Below are 25385 nucleotides of genomic sequence, written 5' to 3'. Positions count from 1 at the left end.
TAGAAACCCCTCTTTATTAGGCATTAAGCCTGTCAGACGCTTGTCTCTAACATAATATGTAAAGAGAGCACATTACTGGTAGTGCCTCGGTTCATAGAAAGGGAGGGTTTTAATTTGGTAAGAGCAGATAACTTTTCTGCAGCTAATGATACGGACATGATTCAAGCAGCGATTGACTATGCTGCTGATAATAATGTGAAATCTGTTGAGCTGATTGATCGAGATTATTCGATTACAGGACCAATTGTGATTAAGGAAGGTGTTCTCCTTCAATTTAGTTATGGGTCACGATTTATTGTTACCGGTAATTTCCGAGTGCTTGAGTTACAGAGAAATTCTTCTCTTATTGGTGCTTATATTGCCATTAACGATCGTGCCTTTAATTCCCCCGTTATCTATCTAGATGGAAAGTATAAGTATTATAATTCTTGGTTTAAGACACAGGTGAAAGATACGACTATTGTGAACTGGAGTGGCTCTCATAAGGGGACGGGCTTACATCTCTATGCAAATGGACCTGGTCATGAAATCTCATTTGTTCCATTTGAAAATGTGAAGCTAGTTGGGTTAAATATTGGAATTTTTCTTCAGGCGGTTCAGACACAAGGTGGCTTTAGCTATGTGAATGCCAATACGTTCAATGATATTGTGATCGATGATTGTGCGAAGTGTATTTCATTGGTTTCAGGTGAGACCATCCCGTATGAGTGTAGTGGGAATACGTTTAATAATCTTCAAATTCAGTTGTCGAGCGCGACGACAAATATTCTTTTGTCTAATGGGCAGTATAACGTTTTTGGTGGGATGGCATGGGATCTATCAAATATTCCTCATAATCGTTCTCTTGTTCAATTCACCTCGACTAGTTCCTATAACTTGTTTGCGATTAGAAATGTTCCACTTTCTCGTATTACGGATAATGGAAGAAATAACAGAAAAGAAATTCTATAGAAGTTTACTCCAGACCATCCGAATCGGATGGTCTTTTTCTATTGGGAATCCATTTTGAAAGAGGGAATACGATATATGTGATAGAAAGTACTTATATAACGAACGAATGAAGGGAGAAAGGCATGGAGAAGCGAACGACATTAGTCTCTACTGTTCTATGTTTTGTGATGATTGCATTGCTTATTGGGTGGATTGGGATAAAGAATAATAGTAGTCCAGCAAGCTCCGTTACAGGTCCTGGCGAACAAGGGGAAACGTTTGTAACTGTTGAACAGTTTGGAGCAAATGGAGAGGATTCGGCAAATGATTCAGCAGCGATCCAAGCAGCAATCGATTACAGTGCGGAGTCAACCATTGGTAAAGTAAGGTTGTCAGGAAATAAATCTTATATTTTAACAGAGGGTATTGTGGTTCGTGAGAATGTGGAGCTAGAGTTTGATCAGAATACGAAAGTGTATATTGAAGGGAATTTTCGTGCCTTTGAATTGAAGCGGAATGCCTCACTTACTAACGGAATTATAGAAGTATCAACATCTAAATTCAACTCGGAAATTATTTCAATTGAGGGGAATCAGAAGAATTGGTCAACAGAGAGAACGAGAGTGCATAACGTAACGCTGTTTAATTCGAGTGGTTCTCATAAAGGTACGGCTTTAGCTCTAACAGCTAGTAAGCCAGGTGATTACATTAGTTTCGTGAACATTTCTGATGTAAGTATTGTTGGTTTCAATCAGGGTATCCGTTTGGAGGCAAAGACAAATAAGATAAGTGATCACTATACATGGATTAATGGTAATCGATTTACGAATATAACCATTGATGATTGTGTGCGATGTATTCAACTGATTGGGCAGGTGACCGTACCAAATGAAACGTCGGGTAACCAATTTAATCAGCTCCAAATTCAAGTATCAGAAGTAACGCAAAAGGCAATTGTAATTAGCGGTTCGGCGAATCAACTGAACGGTGTTGTATGGGATGCACATCTTGCCAAAAATGAAGGGCCATTAATTGAATTAACATCGCAGTCAGCTGATAATGACCTTAATTTCAATCTGCCCCATGAACAATTTATGAATTCAGGAACTAGGAATATGTATAAATAAGTGTTTAAAAGCGGTTATTAGGAAAAATAACCCATCTTTATGTATTATATAATGAACATTATGAACTATTTTTGTTCTTTATGAGAAACGAAGCTAGATTATGAAAATGGTAGATAGTAAAGGAAAAACCACTGTTTTTGCGCATATTTAGAAATCTTTAGCCCTTCCATTACGAAGAGGAGGGGATTATACTTGTGTTAGAGTTCTCTAAAAAGAACGGAAAGCGGAACCATGACATTTATTTAGGAGGTCACTATGGATCAGAGAATGGATTTAAAACAGTTCTTTGAGATTCTGAGAAGAAGGTATATGTCGATTTTGGTAACTACGCTAGTTGTATTATCGATTGCTATTGTTGCATCCATTTACCTGATTAAACCTACTTACCAAGCAACTGAGTATATCTTAATTGGAACACTTACTAATGACGGAACAGGTATGGACAGTCAGCAGATTGAACGCCTTCTTGCATCTACTATGGACTTCATCGGAAGTCCAATTGTAGATAATACCGTAGAGTCCAAATACGGATTTAAAAATGATGAGATAGAGGATAGTGTTTCTGTCCAAAATACAAGGAACTCTCAAATTATTAATGTTATTGCAAGAGGACAAGATTCAGAAAAGGCGCAAGAATTAGCGCATGCTATTGCATCAACCTCGGTTGAGAAGATGGAGAAGTTACTGAAAGTTAACCAGATTGAGCTACTTAGTAATAATGAGGGGGAAACAAAACTCACTCGAGTCGATAATCCAATCGTTAATATTGTAATCGGTTTTGCAGTTGGACTATTTATGGGCATTGGCGTTGCACTTCTAAGAGAACATTTTGATGATACAGTCACGAATAGCGGAGAACTTGGAACACAGCTTGGTTTACGGGTATTAGGTGAATTAGATTTCGTCGATACAAAAGTAAGGAAGCGAATGTTCTCTAGGAATAAGAAAATGGATGTTGATGTGAGGGACCAAAAGGGAGGCGAACTTCGTGCGTAGTTTGATGAAAGAGAAATTGCATAGTAAAGCAATGAAAGGAGCAGCTCGCCACCGATTAAGGGCGAATCAAATAAAAGTGATTAGAAGTGAGCTCGAGAAAAATACCATTACGAACCACAGGAGTATTTTGATTACAACTCCAGACCATTCTTTAAGTGATTCATTTGTCTCACTTGATTTGGCCAAGTCATTTGCTGATCAAGGTAAGAACACCATTCTAATAGATGGGAATTTCAGCGGACCTGTTCTCCATAAATGGCTTGATGAGAAAATAACGTTTGGGTTAACAAATGCTCTGCATAGAGGCAATGTTGCAAGGTATGTCCATCCTACTAAAATAAAGAATTTATCCTTTTTACCATTAGGTACGCCTTCCGTTAACCAGATCGACAGCTGGCGAATGGAGAATCTCACTTTACTTAAACAACAGCTTAGGTCAATTAGTGAAGTAACAGTGATTGAATCACCATCCTATTTAACATACTTAGAAGTTCAACTTTTGGCAGCGATTTGTGATGATGTCATGGTCGTTGTTAAACAACACAAAGATAAAAAGAGTAGAATTCGACAGTTGAAAAGGGATATGGAAACAGCGGGCATTGAGATTACTGGTATGGTTTATCAACCGCGTTAAAATAGAGCAGGGATTGATCTTAGGGGGAGGGATGATGATGGAGATCGGAGATACACATTCCAAACATAGAACAAATATTACGCTATTTGTTTTAATTGTTTTGGTGACGATGGGCAGGTATAACATTTATGTTGGCTTTGCGATCAAGCCTTATATGATTCTCTGTCTACTTTTCTTCTGTGTTCATATCCTTTCTTTTCGATTTTACCGTTTTCACTTGTTTGAGATCTCCTTTTTTCTTTTCTACTTCATTTATATGTACTCTGGCGCATTTGCTCTTTACTCATTATCGAGCTTTCGAATGGTGTTTGGAATTGTATTATATATGATTTGTTATGTGATTATTAAAGATATAATCGGCCAGACCAAAGATACAATCATTGAAAGTGCCATTGGTTATGCAGGCATCGTCTTCAATATTGTTAGCTTAATTCTCTACGTAATCGGTTTAAAGTTGCAGAATTTTGTTTGGGATGGTGATGGGATTACTTCTGTAGGGGTGTTACTTGATCGTGGCTACCCTCGACTAATCGGCCTTCTCCAGGATCCTAACTTCTTTGTTTTCTATAATACGCTTTTCTTTGCTTACTTTCTTTGCTATAGGCATTCCCTAAAAAACAAGTTTGGACTATTTCTTTGTTTAACCACATCGATTTTAACTTTTTCTAGAGGAGGTTTAGTTGCATTAATCTTGATTTTCCTACTGTACGCAGCTACGAATAAGCCGATGGAGCAGCTAAAGCTTCTCGGTGGAGTCATTGCTTCACTTGGAATTATGGCATATATCGCCATCGTAGAATTGAAGTTCGATGTGTTCAGTCTTGTAGCATCCCGCGTGGATGATTTATCTAGTGATGGTGGGAGCGGAAGGTTTGAACTGTGGGGGAGAGCCATCGATTATTTCTCTTCTCATATGGTGCTAGGGTTAGGTGCTTTTAATTTCTCTGACTATAATTTCTTTGATTATGGTGAACCACATTATGTTCACAACACGTTCCTAGAAGTTCTTTCTGATTCAGGAATAACAGGTCTGTTTTTCTACTTATTGTTTATCTTAATTGTGTTCGTACAGTTACTTCAAAGCAGGCTGTATCGCACAAAACCATTTTTGTTCCTAACCTTTATGGGCTTTCTTCTTCAAATGGTGTCTTTGTCTCTCGTTATCAATGATATGTTCTTCCTGTTCATGGCCATTCTATCAGCGTATCTTTCTCAGACTGAGCCAAGAACTACGGATCTACCGGTTAACCAAAGTGCTCGCTTGCTACATACAACCTGAAGGGAGGAAAGAATATGAATCTCTTAATTCTGACTGACAAACTGATTCACGGAGGGGCAGAGAATTATTTCTGTCGTTTAGAGAATGAAGTTCATGATCCAGATCTTACGGTTTACACTGCTGCAGGTCCAGGGGAGTTACAATCCCATATTAAGCATAAAGAGAATTTTCATCCCATGAGTCGGACCAATCATTTAAAGAACATGACAAGTATTCGGCGCTTGATTCTACAGCGTGACATTCATTTGGTTCATGCCAATAGTCTACGAATGGTGATGTACCTTTGTATCATTAAAATGACAATCGGGAAGGAACACCCTTTTACCATACTTTATACGAAGCACAATGTAACGACTCTTGAGAAATACGCAAAGGTTTTTGCTAAGCTCGTCAATACCTATGTTGATCGGGTGATCGCCGTCAGTGAATTTGAAAGAGAGAATTTAATTGAAAAAGGTGTGGAAGCAGCTAAGATAACGACTGTTTATAATGGAGTTGACTTAGAGCGGTTTTATTTTAGCTCAAAGCAAAAAGGTGATTACTATAAAATCGGCATATTAGCTAGGTTATCTGAAGAGAAAAATCATCAGCTCTTTATCCAGATCGCAAATGAGCTAAAAGATGTTCCGAATCTGAAGTTCTATATTGCAGGAGATGGTCCGGAACAAGAATCCATTACAAAACAAATCAACTCATTAGAACTAACCAATATTACGTTACTTGGTAACACGTCGAACCCCGAAGAATTCATAAAAGAAATGGATCTCCTTCTATTAACCTCTAAGAAAGAAGTGTTTCCAATGGTCATGCTTGAAGCTATGGCGACAGGAACTCCTCTTCTCTCTGTGGATGTTGGTGGTGTGAAAGAGGCGATTAGTCATAATGAAACAGGTTTCCTCGTGCAGCAGTATAGTGCAAAAAAGTTCTGTGATATTATTCTTGGCTTAGTTGATAATGAGGAAATGAGTCGGGAATTAGCTCAACGCGCGAGAAAGAAAGTAGAGTTCGAATTTTCAATGGAGAAAATGGTGGAACGCACAATGGAAGAGTACCTTCAGGTGAGTCGTAGATAATCGTTCTTAATAAGGAACGACATAGAGGGAGTGATGTGATGAAACGTGTAATTGATGTAATTCTTAGTGCTTTAATTCTTCTGATTCTGTCTCCACTCGTTATGTTGACCTGTCTTCTTATTCGCTTCAAGCTGGGTTCGCCGATTTTATTTAAACAGGAGAGGATCGGCTACAAAGAACAGGTGTTTATTGTGTATAAATTACGTACGATGTCTGATGCAAGAGACGAGAAGGGGCAATTACTGCCCGATTCCGTTCGACTAACAAGACTTGGGAAGATTATCAGAAAGTTAAGTATTGATGAAATCCCGCAGCTAGTCAATGTTCTAAAAGGTGATATGAGTATCGTTGGTCCAAGGCCTCTGCTAGTCAAATACCTACCTTACTATACAGAGAGAGAACGTAAGCGACATCAAATGAAACCTGGTATTACTGGACTTGCACAAATAGCTGGTCGGAACACCTTAAAGTGGGATGAACGGTTTGCAATCGATGTAGAGTATGTCGAGAATGCGTCTATCTGGTTAGATATGAAAATCATGCTTTTAACAATTGTGAAAGTGTTACGAAAAGAAGACATTGTCGATGTGCCAAGCGATCATCTAATGGACTTTGATATGGAGCGTAAGTTAAAAGCTTAATACTTAATACTGGAGGGCTTTAGATGAAGGGTATTGAAATTAAACCACTTCTCGAAACTGATGCAGACTCTATCCCTGCCCTGACTGAAACTGGAGTAAGACGCGATGTTTTTCCACTCACGATCTACAGTTCTCCTAACTATCGGCTGTTTGTAAAAAATGCAATGAAAAATCATTCAGATGCAAGATTTTTTGGTGCTTATATGGAAGGTCATTTCCTTGGATTTGCAGAGTGGAGAACTCAGAAAGAGCAGTTATTTCTGAACAACATTGCCATTAACAAGGAACAGAGGGGTCTAGGAGTTGCTACCTTATTATATGAACACGGACGATCCACTCTTAAAACACCATCTATGAACTCTATTGCTCTGGATGTGTTCAAGGACAACATAGGAGCAAGGTCGTGGTATGAAAAGATGGGGTATGATGTGCACGATGTCACCTACTGGCATGTCGCACAACAACGAGCCAAACCCGTAAGCGAGAAAGTAACGTATCAGGTGATGAATAGAGAGCAAGCTGATGAACACCATCAAAAATATGGATTCTCCATGTTAACGATTGAAACAAAGCAAGGACAGTATTCGATTGGACGTATCACTGACAGCTGTTTTCGTATAAATGAGGAAGGTAAAGTCGATCTGGATTTGATCGGTGCACTATATGAACTAGATCAAAATCGGAAATTCCTACTATTAAGTAAACAACCCAATGTAGAAGGCTTTGAATATATGTGTTCAAGTCAACGCATGAGAAAGAGCCTAACACATCATATGGGAGGCATATATGGCTACCAAACTACTTGATCTCAGCGACAAACGAGTATGGCATGACTATTTAACCCGAATCGAGCGTAAGGATATTTATTTTACTCCCGAATACTGTGAAATTTACGAACGAAATGGGGAAGGAAAAGCTCAATTATTCATTTATGAAGAGGGAGAGAACTTCGTATACTATCCTTATTTGTTACGAAATTTGAGTGAACTCCCTCATTTACGTAAGTTCGTTGCAAAGCACGGGGCACTCTATGACATCTCGACTCCATATGGGTATGGAGGTCCAATTACAAACCTTAACGATAAGACAAAAGCGCGTTCGCTACTAATTCGGTTCTCCATTGCGTTCCATGATCACTGTAAAGAAACGAATATCATTTCAGAATTTATTCGATTTCATCCATTGTTACAGAATCATTTAATCTTTGCGGGATCAGAACCGGTTTATATCAGAGACACCGTTCATGTTGATTTAACAAGAGATTATGACGAGATTTGGGCGAATTACGATTCGAAGAACCGTAATCGAATCCGTAAAGCAATGAGTTATGATTTGCGAATCGTGCATCGGGATAGAGGGGAGCTTCATAATTTTCTGAAACTCTATTATTCTACTATGACAAAAAATAACGCTCGTGAGTATTACTATTTCTCGGAAGCTTTTTTCCAACATACATGCGAACTTCTTCTGGAGAAAGCAGAATTGATTGACGTTGTAACGAAAGATGATAAGGCCATAATGTCTGCATTATTTATATGTGGTGATGACATGATCCACTATCATTTATCAGGTTCTGATCCGGACCAGGTAAATCTATCTGCTAATAATTTCATATTGGATTACACCGTTAAATGGGCTAAGGAACGGCATTTTAAATCTCTTCACTTAGGTGGAGGTTACACCGGAAATGATAGCTTGTATCGATTTAAGAAGCGTTTTAATAAAAAAGGAGATTTGCCTTTCTATATCGGTAAACAGATCCATCACCCGGTTATTTATGAAGAAATTGCTCTAGAAATGATGAAAGCGGAGATAGCTGATTATTTTCCTATCTACCGTCATCCTGACTTGTTTCTGACTAGCGTAGACGAAGGGGAGCATTCGCTGTTAGCACGTACTTAGAAAGGAGGTTTTTTCGATGAATAGCCATAAAAGGATCTATTTATCACCACCACATATGACTGGGAACGAACAACACTATATCTCACAAGCATTCGATTCGAATTGGATTGCTCCACTTGGACCAAATGTGGATGCATTTGAGAATGAGATTAAGAAATACACGAACGTACGAGGAGCTCTTGCTGTCAGTTCTGGTACAGCAGCGATTCATCTTGCGTTACGTCTAGTTGGTGTTAAACCAGGCGATTGTGTTTTCTGTTCGAGCTTTACGTTTGTTGCAAGTGCAAATCCAATACTGTATGAAGGTGGCATTCCAACGTTTATTGATTCAGAACCAGAAACATGGAATATGTCTCCAGATGCTTTACTGGAAGCTTTTAAAGACGCTGCGAAAGAAAATAAGTTGCCGAAAGCAGTCATTGTTGTTCACCTCTATGGCCAAAGTGCAAAGATGGATGACATACTAGCCATTTGTGATTACTACAAAGTGCCAGTCATTGAAGATGCTGCAGAGTCACTAGGGTCTCTATACAAAAGTAAGAAAAGTGGAACCATGGGTGCATACGGTATCTATTCGTTTAACGGAAATAAAATCATCTCCACTTCGGGCGGTGGCATGCTTGTGACGAACAACCTCGAGGCCATTGATCAAGCACGGTTCCTTGCCACACAGGCAAGAGATCAAGCACTTCATTATCAGCATAGTCAAGTTGGATATAACTACAGAATGAGCAACATCCTCGCTGGAATGGGGATAGCCCAGATGGAAGTGATTAATGATAGAGTGGAGCAGAAGAGAGATGTCTTTACTCGTTATAAAGCAGCATTCGAGGGTGTGGGAGGCATTTTATTCAAGCCAGAAGCAAAGGATACGGTCAGTAATCGGTGGTTAACCACGATGAACATTGACCCGGAGTACTGGGAAAGCTCACCTGAAGATATTGTAAAAGCACTTGAGGCAGAGAACATTGAAGCAAGGCCGGTTTGGAAACCGCTACACCTCCAACCGCTATTTCGAAATAACCGCTTTTACAAACATTCGAGTGAATGTGTAAGTGAGAGCATATATCGTACTGGTATTTGTCTCCCATCAGGTACGAGTATGACAGAAGATGAGCAGCAGCGGGTGATCTCATTGTTAAAAGAATCCTTGCATGAGAAAGTAACGAAACGCGTGGTGCACGTCAAAGGCGTTATATAGAAGGTGTACGCCTTGTTGTTCTTAATAAAGAATAAACGGTATTATGAAGGGGCTGAAAGGAATGAAGGTACAGAATAAGTTATGGAGTGCAATGTTACTAGACTCTCTCATTGTATTTACTTCTGTTTACATTAGTACGATCTCGTTATTCCCGATTTCCGAAGTGTTTACGTTTCCGCTTCTGATTATCTCGACAACCCTGATTATTAGTTATCACTTCTTTGCACATTTTTATAAAATGTACAAACGAGCATGGGAGTATGCGAGTATCGGAGAATTAATCATTATTTTAAAGGCGGTTACGTTCGCGATTGTAGTAGCAGCTATCAGTCAGTTCATTTTCATGCAGGACGTTTTCTTTCGAGTATTAGCTTCCACTTGGATGATTCAACTTTTTCTCATAAGCGGATCACGCTTTTCCTTTAGACTCTATCAAGAGAAGAACTCCTTTAGCAATAAACCAATGAAGCCAACGCTTATTGTAGGGGCAGGTTGTGCTGGCACGCTTGTTGCCAGGCAGTTGAAATATAACCACGATAGCGGGCTTCAGCCTGTTGCTTTTATTGATGATGATAAACGGAAACAAAATCTCGATATTATGTGTTTACCAGTAGTTGGCGGAACGGATTCGCTTGCTGAGAATGTAAAGAGGTTAGGGATCGAAACGATCGTGATTGCCATCCCTTCCTTAAATAAAAGGGAATTGAACGAAATTTACCAGGAATGTATGAAAACAAATGCAACAACCCAAATGATTCCGATGTTCGAAGATCTAGTGACAGGTAAAGTATCTGTAAGCGATATTCGAAATGTAGAAATCGGCGATTTACTTGGAAGACCAGCTATTCAACTTGATACAGATTCAATCGAGAATTTTGTAAAAGGTGAAGTGATCCTTGTGACGGGTGCAGGCGGATCCATCGGTTCAGAAATATGCAGGCAAATCGCTAACTATCGTCCTTCTCAAATCGTCTTGCTTGGACATGGAGAGAACAGTATTTATTCAATTGAGATGGAACTTAAGTCTAGCTACGGGTCAGAAATAGAATTTACAACAGAAATTGCAGATATTAAAGATCGTGAAAAGATATTCAAGCTCATGGCGCACCATCGACCTAAAGCGGTATTTCATGCTGCAGCCCACAAGCATGTGCCACTAATGGAGCGTAATCCTGAAGAGGCAATCACAAATAACGTGTACGGAACTCGGAATGTGGCAGAAGCGGCAGATGCCGCTGGGATTGAAACATTCGTGATGATCTCAAGTGATAAAGCAGTTAATCCGACTAGCGTGATGGGAGCAACGAAACGAATTGCCGAGATGATTGTGCAGAATCTTGATAAGAAAAGTGATACACGATTCGTAGCCGTTCGATTTGGTAATGTGCTTGGTAGTCGTGGAAGCGTTATCCCGTTATTTAAGGATCAGATTCGAAAAGGTGGACCAATTACGATCACACATCCTGAGATGGAAAGGTACTTCATGACGATTCCAGAAGCTTCAAAGCTTGTATTGCAAGCAGGAGCACTGGCTGATGGAGGAGAAGTTTTCGTACTTGATATGGGAGAACCAGTTAAAATCGTTGATTTGGCGCGAAACTTGATTCGACTTTCAGGCCTCTCTGAAGACGACATTGGAATTGAATTTACCGGGATGAGACCTGGGGAAAAGCTATATGAAGAACTCTTAAATGATTATGAAGTTCGAGACAAACAAATTTATCCTAAGATTTATATTGGAAAGTCTGTTGAAGTCGATGTGGATGAGGTGATTGAGCTAGTTGATGAATGCTGGGCGGCTGACAAGGCCGTTGTAAGAGAAGTTCTATTATCGATTGCTAATCGCGCTATCCCACTTAAAGGTTCAGAAGCGGTTAGCATCTAGAGACGGGAGGCTAGGCGAAGTGTCTACTCAAAAAGAAGTTCTGCTTGTGGCACCATTTACGATCTTGCCAGGTGAGAAAGGCTTTAGTCGCTTTACTTATATTGCTAATAGGCTGAGCGAACTCGGACATCGCGTTACGCTCATAACGAGTAGTTTCCAGCATCCAGAGAAAAAGTTTAGAGATCGTGACCATCTATCAGAGCTAACAAACACTTTACCTTACAAACTAGTGATTATCGCTGAACTCGGTTATACGAGGAATGTAGGGTTCGACCGCATCATAAGTCACAGGCATTTCGCAAAGCAGCTTGCAACGTACTTAAAAGTTCTTGTGAAGAAGCCTGATGTCATTTACTGTGCTTATCCGATGATGGGAGCGGCTTATGAGGTTGGGAAATACGCCAATAAACAGCAGATTCCGTTTATTATTGATGTTCAGGACGTCTGGCCAGAATCGATTAAAAACACATTGAAGTTTCCTACGCCTGTTACCGACACGCTACTTTATCCGCTAACTTGGTACGCGAATCGCATCTATCAAATGGCAGATTTCGTAGTCGGTGTATCAGAAAGTTATGTGGACCGCGTTCAAAAGGTCAATCAACGTGCGCAGAGTTATTTACCCGTTTTTATTGGAACGGATCTTGGTTATTTTGATTCATGTCATGTTCAGCAGCCTCGAGAAAAGTCAGATGAGTTCTCAGTTACCTATGTTGGCACATTAAGCTATAGCTACGATATTGAGACTGTGATAAAAGCTGTAGCGAGATTAAATCAAAAAGGATATACGGACATTGTTTTTAACGTGTTGGGTGACGGACCATTAAAGCCAAGATTTCAAGCATTAGCAAATGAACTTGATGCGAATGTGGTGTTTAAGGGATACCTGCCATATGAAGAAATGATCCCTATTCTTACAAACTCTGATATAGCTGCAAATGCAATTACAAAAGGTGCACAGCAAAGCATTACGAACAAAATAGGAGACTATCTCGCTTCAGGATTACCAGTTCTAAATAGTAGTCAGAACGAGGAATTTAGACAAATTGTTGAAGATCGAAAGCTTGGCTATAGTTACGAACCAGGTGATGTCGAGCGATTGGTGGAGTTAATCGAGAAGCTATATAACAATCGTGATCTTAGAACGGTATGCGGTAGAAATGCAAGAAGGCTCGCTGAGGAGAAGTTCGATCGAAGAACAAGCTATGAACCTATTTATTCAGTAGTAGAAGGTGCCTCTGTATGAAAGTTGATACAGAGTCGAAGTATAGAGAACTTTTCTTAGAAATTGGACAATATGTTAAACAAATTGAACATAACGAACAATATTTCCACTCAACAGAAGCGACGATTAAAGATTTAAAGTCGCTATTACTTAAATATTTGTATCCAGAATAGGTAGGACGCTAAAAGAAAGATGCGGGTGATTGCGATGAATGAAAACCCGATTGTATTGTTTAAAGAGAAAGCTTTACCCTATTTCAATAGGAAACGAATTTTCATAATCATGGGGATTCTTGTCTTTTTTGCTTTCATATTTGCCGGGCAGTGGTTAATTGTAGATCAAGAACCACAGAAAGCAGATGTTATCTTTGTACTAAGTGGCGCAGATGGACGTGTAGAAGAGGCATTAACACTTGTCGGAGAAGGGTTTTCAGACAGCATTGTCTTAACAAACGCACGTGGTTTTTCAGAGTTGGAGCATGCTAGGGTTAAGGAGCAGGTTGCTTCCAACAATATCTACACAGACTACGAGTCAAAGAGTACATTAGCCAGTGCCGAGTATTCAAAGGAACTGATGGAGAAACGGAATATGAGCTCTGCCCTCATTGTCTCGTCAGATTACCATATGCGAAGAACAAAGCTAAATTATGAACGTGCCTTTAAGGGGAGTGACATTGAACTTGTTTATATCGGTACAGAAAGTCGCTATCACGCTTTGCACTGGTGGAGTAACAAATACAGTATAGGTGTGACGGGCAGTGAATACATCAAGCTTATAGGGAACTTTGTAGGGATTCACGGTGCATTAGCTAAAAAAACACTATACGAGTTTGATAACTATTTCTTCTCGTAAAGATAGGAAAGGAATGATTAGGTGGATCAAAGAAAAACGATTGATGAAGTCTTTTTATTAAGAAGTATGGCATGTCTTGGCATTGTCTTCTTGCATTCATTTGCCAGATCGTTCTTAGAAACGAACGAAATTGTGAATTCTATAAATTTATTATTTACCTTCGCAACGCCTACATTTGTCTTTATTTCCATATTTATTCTGGCTCGTTCATACCCGGATCAGCTACCTATTAACTTCTGGGGTAAACGCGTGAAGTATGTTCTTTTTCCATATCTTTTGTTTGGAACGTTCTATGCAGGTTCTAAAGGATTAGAAGTTGCACTAAGTTCAGACATCTCTTTTGTTCGTGCATTTGGCTCGTTCTTATGGAGGCACATTTTGCTTGGAGATTATCACGGATACTTCATACTTATTATTCTTCAATTCTATGTTCTCTATTATTTCTTTCATTCCCACTTAAAAAAGTGGAGTCCAAAAGTTGTTCTTCCAGTTGCGTTCCTCATCACAAGTGCCTATTTAGGATTCTTCAATTTTGTACCTCCAGTTCAAACACCAGTGGGTGAATACATCTGGGCGAAATTATACTGGATTCCTTTCCTCGGCTGGCTGTTTTATTTCACACTAGCGTATTATTGTGGACGATATTATCCAGCGTTTGTCTCAATTCTCAATAAACATTCAAAGCTTGTGCTGGCTGGACCTGTCGTGGCAGGTAGCTTATGTGTGGTTCTTTATCAAAACGATATATTCGGTAAGATTTCATCAAAACAAATTGATATGCTGTTCTTTACGACAAGTATGATTTTCTTTATTTATTATATAGGAATGAGTATTCGAAGAGTCCCTGATTTCTTTGTATTCATTAGTCAGTATGCGTTTGGGATCTACTTGTTTCATCCGTTGTTCATGGCATTCATTTATATTGGGTTAAGTATTCTCCCTATCAATCTACCAGCACTTATTCAGGTAGCTGTCTATGCAGTTGTCAGCGTGGTCCTCTCAGTCATTGCGACGTTTATCATGAATAAGATTCCACTGGGGCACTATGTAAGTGGAAAAATCGGAATGGGTAGAAAGAAGGTTACTGAACAGAAGACACCTGTATCGGTCATCGTTCCACCACAAGGAGTGGCTAATAAGTGATGAAAGTCGTGAATGAAAAATGACACCAAACAGGAAGGTGAAGATGTGGGATGATAGGAGAAAACCTTAAAAAATATCGGAAAGCGAAAGGGATCAGTTTAACTGAACTAGCTGAGCGAGCAAATGTTTCGAAATCTTATTTAAATAGCCTTGAGAGAAATATTAAGGATAATCCATCTATTAACCTGATCAAACGTATCGCAAGAGAATTGAATACTGATATTTATTCGATTCTTGGTACTGATGAAACGAAGGGAGCAGAGCGATACAAGGATGGTGGGTGGGGGGAATTTATTGAAGAAGCAGAACGAGCGGGGATTGAAGGGGAGCATTTAAGCGATTATAAGGAATTGATTTCTTTTATTAAGTGGAAGAAGGAACAGGTTTGAATGTACTGTGTGGTCGGGTGTTTCGGGTGGTGCCTGTCACCACCCGGTTTATGTCATTCTATGTCGAAAGGTGAAGGTTGCACTGGACCGCTTCTATAACCTTGATAGTATCCCGCGTTTATCAAACACCCGCTTAGCCTTCCCCTCTGATCTCGGTATCCCCTGTGGTTCTTTCAAAAGAACATCAACTGATATAAGCGCTTTCATCTTTAAGGTTTTTGCAATACGGTCGATAAGTTCCTCAGCCATTGGATGGTTGAAGTTCTTTTCTGGAAGAGAGTCAAAATACTTCGGGCATACTTCTACGTGTAGTTCAACGTGATCGAGGTAGCCTTTTTTCTGTAGGTGAATTTGGTAGTGTGGGACTAGCTCTTCCATGTTGCAAATATATCTTTCAATTTCTGAAGGAAAGACGTTCACGCCTCGTATAATCAACATGTCATCAATTCGGCCTTTTACGCGGCTCATTCTTGTGGTTGTTCTTCCGCAGAGGCACGGTTCCCTAGTGATGAATGCAATGTCTCCTGTTCTGTAGCGAATGGTTGGAAGGGCCTCTTTCGATAGGCTGGTGAAAACCAGTTCTCCATCTTCTCCGTCTTCTACAGGCTCAAGTGTATCCGGGTTAATCACTTCGACTAAGAAGTGATCGTCTGCGATATGGAGACCATCCTGGCACTCGACGCACTCCATTGCAATACCTGGCCCCATCACCTCACTTAATCCGTAGATGTCCATTGCTTTAAGATTGAACAATTTCTCAATTTGGAACCTCATCTCTTCAGACCATGGCTCTGCTCCTAGAATGGCAAATTTTAAAGATGTTGTAGTGGGATCAATTCCTTGCTGCATCATCGTTTCACCAATATTCAGGAGGTAGGAAGGGGTAGAACAGATAATACCTGGTTTAAAGTCTTGAATGAGAGTAATTTGATTCGCCGTATTCCCGCCTGAAATCGGAACGGTCGCACATCCTAATTGTTCTGAACCAGCGTGCAGACCGAGACCTCCAGTAAATAAGCCATAACCATAGGCATTATGAAGAATGTCTTCTTTACGTCCACCGGCCATGGAGACGGCCCTTGCAACGATGTCACCCCAATTTCGAAGATCATTGTTTGTGTAGGCGACAACGGTCGGTTTCCCGCTCGTTCCAGAAGAGGCGTGGATACGAACAACGTCTTGCATTGGACAGGCTAGTAGGTTAAAAGGATAATTCTCTCGCAGATGCTGCTTTCTTGTGAAAGGAAGGAGTGGTAAGTCATTAAGTGATGTAATATCTTCAGGAGTAATATGTATCTGGTTGAAAGCTTCACGATAGAAAGGGACGTTATGATAAGCATGTTCTATTGTTCGTTTTAAACCTTCCCATTGATGTTCATTCATCTGAGAGCGACTCCACGTTTCTCTTTCTGAATAGATGGGCATGTGAATACCTCCTAATATGATATAAATATCACGGACGTTGAATTAATCGTCATATTAAAAGTACCGGGTTCTGGAAAAGATGTCAATTGAATTTAGAAGATTCGGGTAATTCGGGCGGTAGTTCGATCAGTCCGGCGATCGGTCGGGCGGTGCCTGTCACCACCCGTTATTTGTAACATTTTGTCGTTTGACGCAAAAAGGAGGGATTTAGTGGTTTGTATGGAATTTTTTACTTGATACGCCATAAGTACACTCATATTGAAGGAGAGGGTTAGCCATGCCGTTTATTGATGTAAACGATACACCGCTCTATTATGAAGATTATGGTCCAAAAGATGCACCTGTTATGGTATTCAGTCATTCGCTATTCTTTACGTCGTATATGTTCCACAATCAAGTGGCACATTTCTCGAAAAACTATCGTGTGATTTGCTACGACCATCGCGGACAGGGAAGAAGCGGTCGGTCCTTTTTGGAGAACCTTGATATGGATACGCTTACAGACGATGCTGCTGCATTGATTGATGAGCTTGGGATTAAAAAGTGTCATTTTATCGGAAATTCAATGGGCGGGTTTATCGCCCTACGACTTGCTGCGAGACGTCCTGATTTGTTAAGTTCCTGCGTTGTGCTTGGAAGTTCAGGTGAAGCAGAATACAAAAAAGCAGAGTTTCAGCCTCTTGTCTCACAGCTTCAGTCGCATGGAGCTGAAGCTGTTGTTGAGACGCTCATGTACATCATGTTCGGTGATGCTTCGCTTGATGATCCACTATTTGAGAAAGAACGGAATTATTGGTACGACTATATGAAGAAGCTTGAACCTTCTATTGGTGATGCTGCTCACCAGGTTATCCATCGTACGAGTATTCTTGAGGAGTTGGAAGGTGTGAAGATGCCAATTCTAGCCGTCGCTGGCGAACAGGATCACTCTTATTCAATCCAACTTTCTGAGAATATTGCTAAGAAAGTAGAAAATGGAAGGTGTGAAGTATTAGGACGAGCGGGGCACTCCATTTCTCTTGAAAAACCTTTGGAAGTGAATAAGCTTTTGGAAAGGCATTTTGCCAGAATGAAGGCACATCAGTGGTAAGGTAGATAAAACATTCACATCGTTTTTTAAGAGCCTTTCTCGAATGGGAGAAAGGTTTTTTCTAGATTGTCATAGCGAATAGGTATGTCTTATGAAGTTATAAACGATCGAATTAAGGGTATTAAATCAAAACCACCTTACATGAATAATTTGGTATAAATGGTTACACACTAGATAAGTGGAAAGAGATATGTCAGGAGGTAATACTATGAAGAAAAGAGTTTTTGGTTCATTAGGATTGTTATCAGCAGGAGCGCTCGTTCTTGCTTTCTCGAAAACGGCGAGAAAGAATACGCGCGATGTGATTCTAAACGGATCTGAAAAGGCTATGAAGTATGGAGAGCAAATCAAAACCTCTACCTTGAAAGTTGGCAAGTATGCTAAACGAGGCGATGTAGAGAGGAAAACAGCGAATGAGCAGGAGAAGTATCCTTCTTATATCGGATATGGTACAAGCAGTGGATTGAATGAGAGCTCAAACAAAGAAACCAATGCACATAAGGTAAACCCAGCTAACTTCAAGAAATCTCAGAATGTGATGAACGATGATGCGATGCCATCTAAAATGGCGGAAATCGCAGAAGAATTCGATCTATCTGAGCGGTGACAGGCACCACTCGGTTTCTGTCGAACGATGTCGAACGCACGAAAGAGCCCCCTTCTTTATAGGAAGAGGGCTCTTTTTTGTTCTTTACTCAACCTCAACTGCAACGGCCCTTACTGGAGAGCCATCCAAACCTTCTAGCTTCAGTGGTAATGCGATAATCAAAGGATTCGCAAAATCAATTTGATCGAAATTACAAAAGTTCTCACCAATGATTCCATTCACAGAAGTGATGGCTTCGTGAACAGGGAAGGCTGATCCGTCTGGTGGATCTACGTTTAGGGCATCGATGAAGAAAGTTGTAACGCCTTTATCGAGTAAACTGTTAATGATGTCTACAGATAGATAGGGATGCTTGAAATACGTTTCTGTTCCAATATGCTTCGCCCATCCGGTGTGAAAGAGGACGATTGTACCTGGAACGACGGTTTCAATTTGGTCAGCTACATCATCCATTGTGATTTGTTCTGCAGGTTCTTTTCCAGTGACATCAATCACAAGTCCGGGCGCCATAAATTTGTTGAGGCTTGATTGATCGATGCGTTCGCCTTCTTTTTGGAAGTGAAAGGGAGCGTCAACGTGTGTGCCGGTATGGGAGCCGATGTTAAGCTGTGTAACTTGATAGCCGTCTTTATCGAGCTCTGCAGCAGGATGGATCTCGGGTTTAGGATCCCCAGGGTAAACGGGCGTTTCGTTGTTAATTGGAATGGATAAGTCGATTATCTGTTTAAAGTTCATGAGATGGGCTCCTTAGCTGTAGATGTCAGTTCTTCGTTCTTCTAGCATGGAGAAGAAGGTTTGTTTCAGTTCGTTCCGCAACTGGTCATCTGTATTTGCTGTAATGATATCATACTGTTTTTCGGTAGTTGAAATGGCTTGTCCATCTGGTCCGAAAATGGATGATTTACCGAAGAACCTCAGCTCTTCTGAATGTCCTGTATGGTTGCATGCGACAAGGTAGACGGTGTTGTCAATCGCGCGTGCTCCGCTAAATTGAAGGAAGGGAGCATCATAAGGTTCCTCCCACGCTGATGGAACAAGAAGTAAATCGGCTCCATCGAGCGCAAGGCTTCTTGCTAGCTCAGGAAAAGCGAGATCCCAGCAAATCATCAGTCCAATCGTTCCGATTTCAGTTTTGACTGTAACGGGCTCAGATCCAGCCGTGAATACATCTCTTTCCAGTGGAGTGAGGTGTATTTTACGGTAGTTTGCTGTATCTTTCCCGTTCGCATCAACGTATTGAATGGCATTGTAGATGTTGCCCTCGTCATCTTTTTCAACATAGCCGTACACAATTGAAAGGGAGTTGGAGATAGCCATTTTCTGAATGGCTTGATAGGTTGGTCCGTATCGTTCTTGTGCTAACTCTTTTATTTCGTTTGATAGAAAATACCCCGTGGTGGCTAATTCAGGAAACGTGATGACCTTTGTATCAGGGTTCTTTGTAACACATTCGGTAATCATCGCTTCTATTCTGTCTAAATTCTGCTCAATATTCCCATTATGGAATGTTCCTTGAGCTGCTGCAATCTTATGCTTCATTCTTTAGGCCTCCAGTTTCACATCAAGCTCTTCTGAATCCGTCTTTTTAACTCCGAGTTGTTTCGTAAGTGCCATTAATCCGTAGTAACATCCGCCAGATATAATAAATGTTAAGATCGTCGCTCCAATGCTTAAAGGTTGAACGTAAGTAAAGTAATAGGCGAAAAGTGCTCCAGCTATATACGTCGCGACTGCCACAACATTCACACCTCGTTGATAACGATAAAGACCTTTGTGATCGAAAGCAACATCCTCTGCATCGTAGTAGGCTTTTTTGACGATAAAATAGTCGACAAGAACGATTGCGAAAACAGGTATGAAGAGCGTTGCGATTAGGAGTATGAAATTGAAGAAGTTAACCATTAAGGCTTCTTTTAAAAGAGCACCAAGTGTACAAACGATTCCGAGCGCAAGAACAGGCTTCCAGAACCCTGATTTAGGGAATACGTTCATAAATGACATGGTTGCACTGTAAAGCGCCATGACATTTGTCGATAGCACTGAGAAAAAAACGACGATGGAAGCAATGAACCCAAATCCATAAGCGGAAAGAAGTACGGTCGGGTCATAGGTTTGTTCCATGTTATTGAGGATGCTAAATCCACTAACGACTGCCCCAAGTCCCATTGCAATAAGAGAGGCAACGATATATCCAAGATAAGTACCGAGCATGCCGCTTTTTTCAGATTTGCTATGGCGATTAAAGTCACAGACGCTAGACATCCAAGAGAATGCAGTCGCAACCACAATATCAAAGGCAATAATCCCAGAGATCGCGGGGTTTTCGCTTGCTTTTAATTCAATTAACGAAGAAACGCTGTACGTTGTAAAAAGTTTATAGAACACTAGAACTGAGAGGATGAGCATGGCAACAGAGACCCATTTTTCAATGCTTTCTACACCACGGTGACCGTATATGGTGATCCCAACAACTAGAACTTCAGTTAAAATCACAAACAGATTAATGTTGCTGTAACCGGTCGTATAACTGATCGCATAGTTAAGGGAGAGACCAGCCATATAAGCCTGAATCCAGCTCCAACCAATTAAAACAATCGTGTTCACGAGTGCAGGGAGTATGGCACCTTTCTGTCCAAAGGCCGCTCTTGTCATGACCATCGTAGGGAGTCCAGTTCGTGTTCCAATGTTACCAGTTAAAGCAAGTGGAATGGCCCCGATTGCAGAACCAATGAGAATAGCAAGCACCGCTTTTTCAATTGTAATATCAGGTACAAACAGCATCCCTGTCATAACAGAAGTAATAACAACGTTTGCTGCGAGCCATAGAGCAAACGTTGAGAAAAAGTTCATGCTTCTCTTATTCTTAGGTGTGGGACTAATATCATCATGGCCAAATCGGTCGGTCAATGTACTCATTATAATTCCCCCTCATATTAATTTGTAATATTCCGATAATTATTGGCGCATTGAACTCCTACCAGGAAGAGTTCAATGAGAGTACCAGTTCGCTTTCTGGAGGATGTGGGACGTATTTACATGCTTCACTTCTGTAAAGCCAGCCAGACCATGTGGACCTAGTTCACGTCCGATGCCACTTTGCTTGTAGCCTCCCCATGGTGCTTCTACGTAAGGTGTATGGTAAGAGTTGATCCAAATGGTTCCTGCTTTGAGCTTTGAAGCAACCTGTTCCGCCATGGATAAATCGTTTGAAAGTACCCCGGCGGCAAGCCCGTATTTTGTCCCATTGGCTAAAGCAATCGCTTCTTCTTTATCTTTGAACGACTGCACCGTGATGACGGGACCGAAAATTTCTTCTTGCACAATGCGCATGGATTGAGTGACATTCGTGAAAATGACTGGAGATAGATAAAAGCCGCTTTCTTTACTGTTGCCGCCACAGCTAACGGTTGCACCTTCCTCTTTGCCGAGCGCGATATATTGCTCTACTTTCGCTAGGTGATCACGGCTAATGAGAGGACCCATTTCTGTTTCTTCATGTGTTGGATCACCAATGACAATGCGTGCCGTGTCGTTAACGAGTTTGTCTACGAAAGCATTGTAAATGTCTTCATGAACAAGAATGCGGGATGACGCCACGCACACTTCGCCCTGATTAAAGAAACCTCCGAAAATCGCCCACTCAACAGCGGCGTCCAAATCAGCATCTTTTAAAACAACAAGCGGTGATTTTCCTCCAAGTTCAAGTGAAACGTGCTTTAAATCAAGTGCGCATTGCTGGTTAATGTGTTTACCAGTTTCTGAACCACCAGTGAACGAAACCTTATCAACTTCAGGATGAGTAACGAGCGTTTCACCTACTGGATCGCCTGCACCAGGGATAAGGTTGAAAACACCAGCTGGTAAATCACATTGATCGATCAAGTGAGCGAGTTTCATGGCCGTCATCGGTGTGAGTTCGGAAGGCTTAAACACGACAGTATTCCCTGCTGCTAAAGCGGGAGCGATTTTCCACATGCCGAGGAGAAGTGGGAAGTTCCACGGTACAATTAAGGCGCAAACACCGATTGGCTCGTCAATAACGCTACTTGTTGTCCCGTCTGCCATCTTAATCGTTGCTGGCTCTCGCTTCTCTACTAGATCGGCATAGTAGCGTAGACAGGCGACAGAATCATCGATATCAAGCGTTGCTTCGCGTATGGGCTTTCCCGTATTAGCCGTTTCAGCATTTGCGAACGATGTGGCGTCTTCTTCTAACAGATCTGCTAGCTTACGGAGAGCGGACACTCGTTTCGTTGCATTTGTTGCCCAGTCCGTTTGATCGAATGCGTTTCGCGCTGCTTCAACAGCAGATGATGTTTGTTCCCGTGAAGCTTCTTTGATTGTGATTAGTGTTTCTTCAGTAGCTGGGTTGAGAAGAGGACGTTCACCACCTTCTCCTTCAACCCAGCAACCGTTTAGATACACGTGCTGATTGGTCATGAAATGTGACTCCTTTCTTCAATGGCTCCAGTCATTTCAGTTGGTTGGTTTTCGGTGACAAGAGACACGCCAATCATGACGATAAAGCTTGTTAGAATGCCGTACATAATCGGGTTCGTGGAATGTAAGCCTTCAATCGCTAACCCTCCTATGATGACGAGAATACTGCTGATCATGGAGTAGAAGGCTGCTTTGGAAGTTGCTTTTTTCCAGAAGAAACCGAGTAGAATTGGAACGAATACCGCTCCGGATAAAATGGCATAGGCGACGTCTAGCGCGACGAGAACATCCTGAATCCACACGGCAAATACAATTGTAACCGCGCCAATGGCTGTAGTCGTTATTCTTGAAACGATCATGCTCTGCTTCTCACTCGCATTTTTCACGAAGTACCGTTTAATCACATCGTTTGAGATGAGAGTGGATGATGCGAGTAACGTACCGGATGCTGTTGACATGAGCGCGGCGATAACACCTGCTAGAACAAGACCGAGTACTCCTGTTGGGACTGTTTCAATCGCCATACTCGCAAAGGCATTCTGTGAATCTCCTAAATTCGGAAGTACGATAAACGCACACATTCCGATAATGCTAACCGCAAGACCATAGAGAAGACTATAAATGCCGGCAAGAATCGTCCCAAGTCGAGCTGTTTTATTCGTTCTAGCCGTGAAGATCCGCTGCCAGATATCTTGTGCGACAATCATTCCTAGACAGAAGAGGAGAAAGTATTGGAACACCTGACTACCGCCAATGCCAGTGAATGAGAAATAGCTATCAGGAAGTTGCTGGTTCAATGCTCCCCATCCTCCTGCTTTCGATAGGCTAAGAGGCAGCATGATGAAGAATACACCGATCGTCATGATGATGAACTGGACAATGTCCGTCATTGTCACAGACCACATTCCGCCAAGAATTGTATAAAAAAGAACGATTCCTCCACCTAATAACATGGATGTTGTTAAATTCCAACCGAGCAATACATTCATAACGGTTCCAATGCCGATGACTTGTGTGACGGCAACCATTAAGGCATACACGGACGCAACTAGGGCGCTTAGAAGGCGAGACTCATCACCAAAACGCTTTCCGAGAAACTCACTAATAGTGAGCACTTTGAAACTGGATATTTTCTTTAAGAAAAAGAGTCCTAACCCCATGATGCCAAGTCCAAGCATGAAGACGAGCCACATACCAGACACACCAAACTCGTAACCTAGCTTTGTTGTCCCGATTGTAGACGCCCCGCCAAGAATAACAGCCGACAAACACCCGAAATACATGAAGAAGCCAAGGTTGCGCCCCGCTAGCGCATAGTCTTCAATTGTTTTTGCTTTTCTCGATCCTATGACGCCAATACCAATCACGATTAAGAAGTAGACAATGATAATGGCTATATCAAGGAATAACATTGATTAGCCCTCCTTACATATAAAATAGCGCTTAAAATTTGAATAGTTAGATAATTCATTGTGTTATTCGGTTTGGTAAAGTAACTAAGACTGTTTAACCGTTTCTTCATTAGCTCTTTGAAGAGCGCTTCTTTTCTTTAATGCAGTGAGCGTAATCATTTCATACATAATGGAAGAGGCAAGGGCTGCTGTAATTTCATTGTGGTCATACGTTGGCAATACTTCGACTAAATCAAAGCCTACTAAATTAAGACCGTCAAGTGCACGAACGTATTCCAACGCTTCAAAGCTATTTGGTCCAGCTACTTCCGGCGTACCCGTTCCAGGTGCGAAGGCGGGGTCTACGAAATCAATATCATAAGAAACAAAAACAGGGCGATCACCAGCACGCTTATGAATCAGTGCGATGACTTCTTCAAAGCCGAGCTTGCGAACTTCTTTCATTGGAAGCACTTCAAAACCAAGGTCTCTTGCATCGTCAATATCGCCAGTGCCGTAAAGAGGTCCTCTCATTCCAACCTGGATTGAATGATCCGTATCGATTAAACCTTCTTCTACAGCGCGTCTAAAAGGCGTTCCATGCATATACTTTTCACCGTAATAGTTGTCCCACGTGTCACCATGAGAATCAAAATGAACGAGTGCAACAGGTCCGTATTTTTTGTGAAATGCCCTAAGATTGCCAAGTGAAATGGAGTGATCACCACCCATAATGACTGGAGTAACGTCTGCATCTAGGAGTGGCGTAAGACCTTCTACCATATTGTCATACGTGCGGTGAATGTTTCCTGGAATCACATTAATGTCTCCATAATCTACACCTGAGCAATAATCAAAAATGTTAATTTCCATATCAGGATTATAAGGACGAAGCAGCGTAGAGAAGTTTCGGATATGCTGTGGTCCAAGACGCTGTCCTGTGCGATTCGACGCGGCAGTGTCAAATGGAACACCAAGTACTGCAAAATCTACATTTTCCGTTGTCTGAATTTGTTCGAGTCTCATAAACGTTCTTACACCGCAAAATCTCGGTGATTTCGAAGAGTCTTTTGGCTGGTACATGGGGAAACCTCCTGTAATATGTAGTGTCACAAATATAGGTTGCAAGTTCCGTGCCAACTATGAGTTCTGAAT

General features: G+C 41.2%; 25 protein-coding genes. 18 read left to right on the top strand and 7 right to left on the bottom strand.

Annotated elements, in window-relative coordinates:
* Positions 1–114 precede the first annotated feature (114 nt).
* The 16 genes from JI666_RS13565 to JI666_RS13490 all read left to right on the top strand — a co-directional run bounded on the left by JI666_RS13565 (position 115) and on the right by JI666_RS13490 (position 15277).
* Positions 115–951: a hypothetical protein gene (locus JI666_RS13565; RefSeq protein WP_206892737.1), complete on the top strand. Its 837-nt coding sequence runs from the start codon at positions 115–117 to the stop codon at positions 949–951.
* Positions 952–1073: 122 nt separating this feature from the next.
* Positions 1074–2057 (top strand): glycoside hydrolase family protein, encoded by a 984-nt coding sequence (locus JI666_RS13560; protein WP_206892736.1) that lies wholly within the window; start codon positions 1074–1076, stop codon positions 2055–2057.
* Positions 2058–2312: 255 nt separating this feature from the next.
* The gene (locus JI666_RS13555; protein WP_206892733.1) at positions 2313–3053 is read left to right on the top strand and encodes a YveK family protein; all 741 of its coding nucleotides are present in this window, start codon (positions 2313–2315) and stop codon (positions 3051–3053) included.
* Entirely contained in the window at positions 3046–3687 is a 642-nt protein-coding gene (locus JI666_RS13550; RefSeq protein ID WP_206892731.1) for a P-loop NTPase family protein, read from the top strand. The genes JI666_RS13555 and JI666_RS13550 overlap by 8 nt, the downstream gene beginning before the upstream one ends.
* A 31-nt stretch (positions 3688–3718) precedes the next feature.
* Positions 3719–4966, top strand: a complete 1248-nt coding sequence (locus JI666_RS13545) for an O-antigen ligase family protein (protein WP_206892730.1) — start codon at positions 3719–3721, stop codon at positions 4964–4966.
* Positions 4967–4980: 14 nt separating this feature from the next.
* Entirely contained in the window at positions 4981–6039 is a 1059-nt protein-coding gene (locus tag JI666_RS13540; RefSeq protein WP_206892729.1) for a glycosyltransferase family 4 protein, read from the top strand.
* Positions 6040–6077: 38 nt separating this feature from the next.
* Positions 6078–6680, top strand: coding sequence for a sugar transferase (locus JI666_RS13535; RefSeq protein ID WP_206892728.1), 603 nt, complete (start codon positions 6078–6080; stop codon positions 6678–6680).
* Between the two features lie 23 nt (positions 6681–6703).
* Positions 6704–7486, top strand: coding sequence for a GNAT family N-acetyltransferase (locus JI666_RS13530; protein WP_206892726.1), 783 nt, complete (start codon positions 6704–6706; stop codon positions 7484–7486).
* Positions 7467–8582 carry a peptidoglycan bridge formation glycyltransferase FemA/FemB family protein gene (locus tag JI666_RS13525; protein ID WP_206892724.1) on the top strand — a complete coding sequence of 372 codons (1116 nt, stop codon included), beginning with the start codon at positions 7467–7469 and terminating at the stop codon, positions 8580–8582. The genes JI666_RS13530 and JI666_RS13525 overlap by 20 nt, the downstream gene beginning before the upstream one ends.
* 16 nt (positions 8583–8598) lie before the next feature.
* Positions 8599–9783: an aminotransferase class I/II-fold pyridoxal phosphate-dependent enzyme gene (locus JI666_RS13520; RefSeq protein ID WP_206892720.1), complete on the top strand. Its 1185-nt coding sequence runs from the start codon at positions 8599–8601 to the stop codon at positions 9781–9783.
* Positions 9784–9844: 61 nt separating this feature from the next.
* Complete coding sequence (locus JI666_RS13515) at positions 9845–11668, top strand: polysaccharide biosynthesis protein (RefSeq protein WP_206892718.1); 1824 nt, start codon at positions 9845–9847, stop codon at positions 11666–11668.
* A gap of 19 nt (positions 11669–11687) precedes the next feature.
* Entirely contained in the window at positions 11688–12914 is a 1227-nt protein-coding gene (locus tag JI666_RS13510; RefSeq protein WP_206892713.1) for a glycosyltransferase family 4 protein, read from the top strand.
* The gene (locus tag JI666_RS13505; RefSeq protein WP_206892712.1) at positions 12911–13066 is read left to right on the top strand and encodes a hypothetical protein; all 156 of its coding nucleotides are present in this window, start codon (positions 12911–12913) and stop codon (positions 13064–13066) included. The genes JI666_RS13510 and JI666_RS13505 overlap by 4 nt, the downstream gene beginning before the upstream one ends.
* Before the next feature lie 19 nt (positions 13067–13085).
* Positions 13086–13745: a YdcF family protein gene (locus tag JI666_RS13500; RefSeq protein WP_206892711.1), complete on the top strand. Its 660-nt coding sequence runs from the start codon at positions 13086–13088 to the stop codon at positions 13743–13745.
* A gap of 21 nt (positions 13746–13766) precedes the next feature.
* On the top strand, positions 13767–14888 hold the full coding sequence (locus JI666_RS13495; RefSeq protein WP_206892710.1) for an acyltransferase family protein: 1122 nt from the start codon (positions 13767–13769) through the stop codon (positions 14886–14888).
* Between the two features lie 50 nt (positions 14889–14938).
* Positions 14939–15277, top strand: coding sequence for a helix-turn-helix domain-containing protein (locus JI666_RS13490; RefSeq protein ID WP_206892709.1), 339 nt, complete (start codon positions 14939–14941; stop codon positions 15275–15277).
* Positions 15278–15370: 93 nt separating this feature from the next.
* On the opposite strand, the gene JI666_RS13485 is transcribed toward JI666_RS13490, so the two are convergent.
* Positions 15371–16702 carry an AMP-binding protein gene (locus JI666_RS13485; RefSeq protein ID WP_206892708.1) on the bottom strand — a complete coding sequence of 444 codons (1332 nt, stop codon included), beginning with the start codon at positions 16700–16702 and terminating at the stop codon, positions 15371–15373.
* 277 nt (positions 16703–16979) lie between these two features.
* On the opposite strand from JI666_RS13485, the gene JI666_RS13480 reads away from it, so the two are divergent.
* Entirely contained in the window at positions 16980–17792 is an 813-nt protein-coding gene (locus JI666_RS13480) for an alpha/beta fold hydrolase (protein ID WP_206892707.1), read from the top strand.
* Positions 17793–18000: 208 nt separating this feature from the next.
* Positions 18001–18399, top strand: coding sequence for a hypothetical protein (locus JI666_RS13475; protein ID WP_206892705.1), 399 nt, complete (start codon positions 18001–18003; stop codon positions 18397–18399).
* Positions 18400–18483: 84 nt separating this feature from the next.
* Here JI666_RS13475 and JI666_RS13470 read toward each other — a convergent pair whose 3' ends face one another.
* The 6 genes from JI666_RS13470 to speB all read right to left on the bottom strand — a co-directional run bounded on the left by JI666_RS13470 (position 18484) and on the right by speB (position 25313).
* Positions 18484–19134, bottom strand: a complete 651-nt coding sequence (locus JI666_RS13470) for a cyclase family protein (RefSeq protein ID WP_206892703.1) — start codon at positions 19132–19134, stop codon at positions 18484–18486.
* A gap of 12 nt (positions 19135–19146) precedes the next feature.
* The gene (locus tag JI666_RS13465) at positions 19147–19938 is read right to left on the bottom strand and encodes a carbon-nitrogen hydrolase family protein (protein ID WP_206892701.1); all 792 of its coding nucleotides are present in this window, start codon (positions 19936–19938) and stop codon (positions 19147–19149) included.
* Between the two features lie 3 nt (positions 19939–19941).
* Positions 19942–21315, bottom strand: coding sequence for a purine-cytosine permease family protein (locus JI666_RS13460; protein WP_206892699.1), 1374 nt, complete (start codon positions 21313–21315; stop codon positions 19942–19944).
* 72 nt (positions 21316–21387) lie between these two features.
* Complete coding sequence (locus JI666_RS13455; protein ID WP_206892698.1) at positions 21388–22839, bottom strand: aldehyde dehydrogenase family protein; 1452 nt, start codon at positions 22837–22839, stop codon at positions 21388–21390.
* The gene (locus tag JI666_RS13450) at positions 22836–24251 is read right to left on the bottom strand and encodes a sodium:solute symporter family protein (RefSeq protein ID WP_206892696.1); all 1416 of its coding nucleotides are present in this window, start codon (positions 24249–24251) and stop codon (positions 22836–22838) included. Before JI666_RS13450 ends, JI666_RS13455 begins: the two co-directional genes overlap by 4 nt.
* Before the next feature lie 84 nt (positions 24252–24335).
* Entirely contained in the window at positions 24336–25313 is a 978-nt protein-coding gene (speB, locus tag JI666_RS13445) for an agmatinase (protein WP_206892695.1), read from the bottom strand.
* Between the last annotated feature and the right edge of the window lie 72 nt (positions 25314–25385).

The organism is Bacillus sp. NTK071, assembly GCF_017303315.1.
GTDB lineage: Bacteria > Bacillota > Bacilli > Bacillales > Guptibacillaceae > Guptibacillus.
This window is presented reverse-complemented; position numbering and strand designations above follow the sequence as displayed.

Bases quoted from the DNA above. Each gene is read 5' to 3' on its own strand.
- JI666_RS13560 (WP_206892736.1), top strand. From the start codon at position 1,074: ATGGAGAAGCGAACGACATTAGTCTCTACTGTTCTATGTTTTGTGATG.
- JI666_RS13555 (WP_206892733.1), top strand. From the start codon at position 2,313: ATGGATCAGAGAATGGATTTAAAACAGTTCTTTGAGATTCTGAGAAGA.
- JI666_RS13545 (WP_206892730.1), top strand. From the start codon at position 3,719: ATGATGATGGAGATCGGAGATACACATTCCAAACATAGAACAAATATT.
- JI666_RS13540 (WP_206892729.1), top strand. From the start codon at position 4,981: ATGAATCTCTTAATTCTGACTGACAAACTGATTCACGGAGGGGCAGAG.
- JI666_RS13535 (WP_206892728.1), top strand. From the start codon at position 6,078: ATGAAACGTGTAATTGATGTAATTCTTAGTGCTTTAATTCTTCTGATT.
- JI666_RS13530 (WP_206892726.1), top strand. From the start codon at position 6,704: ATGAAGGGTATTGAAATTAAACCACTTCTCGAAACTGATGCAGACTCT.
- JI666_RS13525 (WP_206892724.1), top strand. From the start codon at position 7,467: ATGGCTACCAAACTACTTGATCTCAGCGACAAACGAGTATGGCATGAC.
- JI666_RS13520 (WP_206892720.1), top strand. From the start codon at position 8,599: ATGAATAGCCATAAAAGGATCTATTTATCACCACCACATATGACTGGG.
- JI666_RS13515 (WP_206892718.1), top strand. From the start codon at position 9,845: ATGAAGGTACAGAATAAGTTATGGAGTGCAATGTTACTAGACTCTCTC.
- JI666_RS13505 (WP_206892712.1), top strand. From the start codon at position 12,911: ATGAAAGTTGATACAGAGTCGAAGTATAGAGAACTTTTCTTAGAAATT.
- JI666_RS13500 (WP_206892711.1), top strand. From the start codon at position 13,086: ATGCGGGTGATTGCGATGAATGAAAACCCGATTGTATTGTTTAAAGAG.
- JI666_RS13490 (WP_206892709.1), top strand. From the start codon at position 14,939: ATGATAGGAGAAAACCTTAAAAAATATCGGAAAGCGAAAGGGATCAGT.
- JI666_RS13485 (WP_206892708.1), bottom strand. From the start codon at position 16,702: ATGCCCATCTATTCAGAAAGAGAAACGTGGAGTCGCTCTCAGATGAAT.
- JI666_RS13480 (WP_206892707.1), top strand. From the start codon at position 16,980: ATGCCGTTTATTGATGTAAACGATACACCGCTCTATTATGAAGATTAT.
- JI666_RS13475 (WP_206892705.1), top strand. From the start codon at position 18,001: ATGAAGAAAAGAGTTTTTGGTTCATTAGGATTGTTATCAGCAGGAGCG.
- JI666_RS13470 (WP_206892703.1), bottom strand. From the start codon at position 19,134: ATGAACTTTAAACAGATAATCGACTTATCCATTCCAATTAACAACGAA.
- JI666_RS13465 (WP_206892701.1), bottom strand. From the start codon at position 19,938: ATGAAGCATAAGATTGCAGCAGCTCAAGGAACATTCCATAATGGGAAT.
- JI666_RS13460 (WP_206892699.1), bottom strand. From the start codon at position 21,315: ATGAGTACATTGACCGACCGATTTGGCCATGATGATATTAGTCCCACA.
- JI666_RS13455 (WP_206892698.1), bottom strand. From the start codon at position 22,839: ATGACCAATCAGCACGTGTATCTAAACGGTTGCTGGGTTGAAGGAGAA.
- JI666_RS13450 (WP_206892696.1), bottom strand. From the start codon at position 24,251: ATGTTATTCCTTGATATAGCCATTATCATTGTCTACTTCTTAATCGTG.
- speB (WP_206892695.1), bottom strand. From the start codon at position 25,313: ATGTACCAGCCAAAAGACTCTTCGAAATCACCGAGATTTTGCGGTGTA.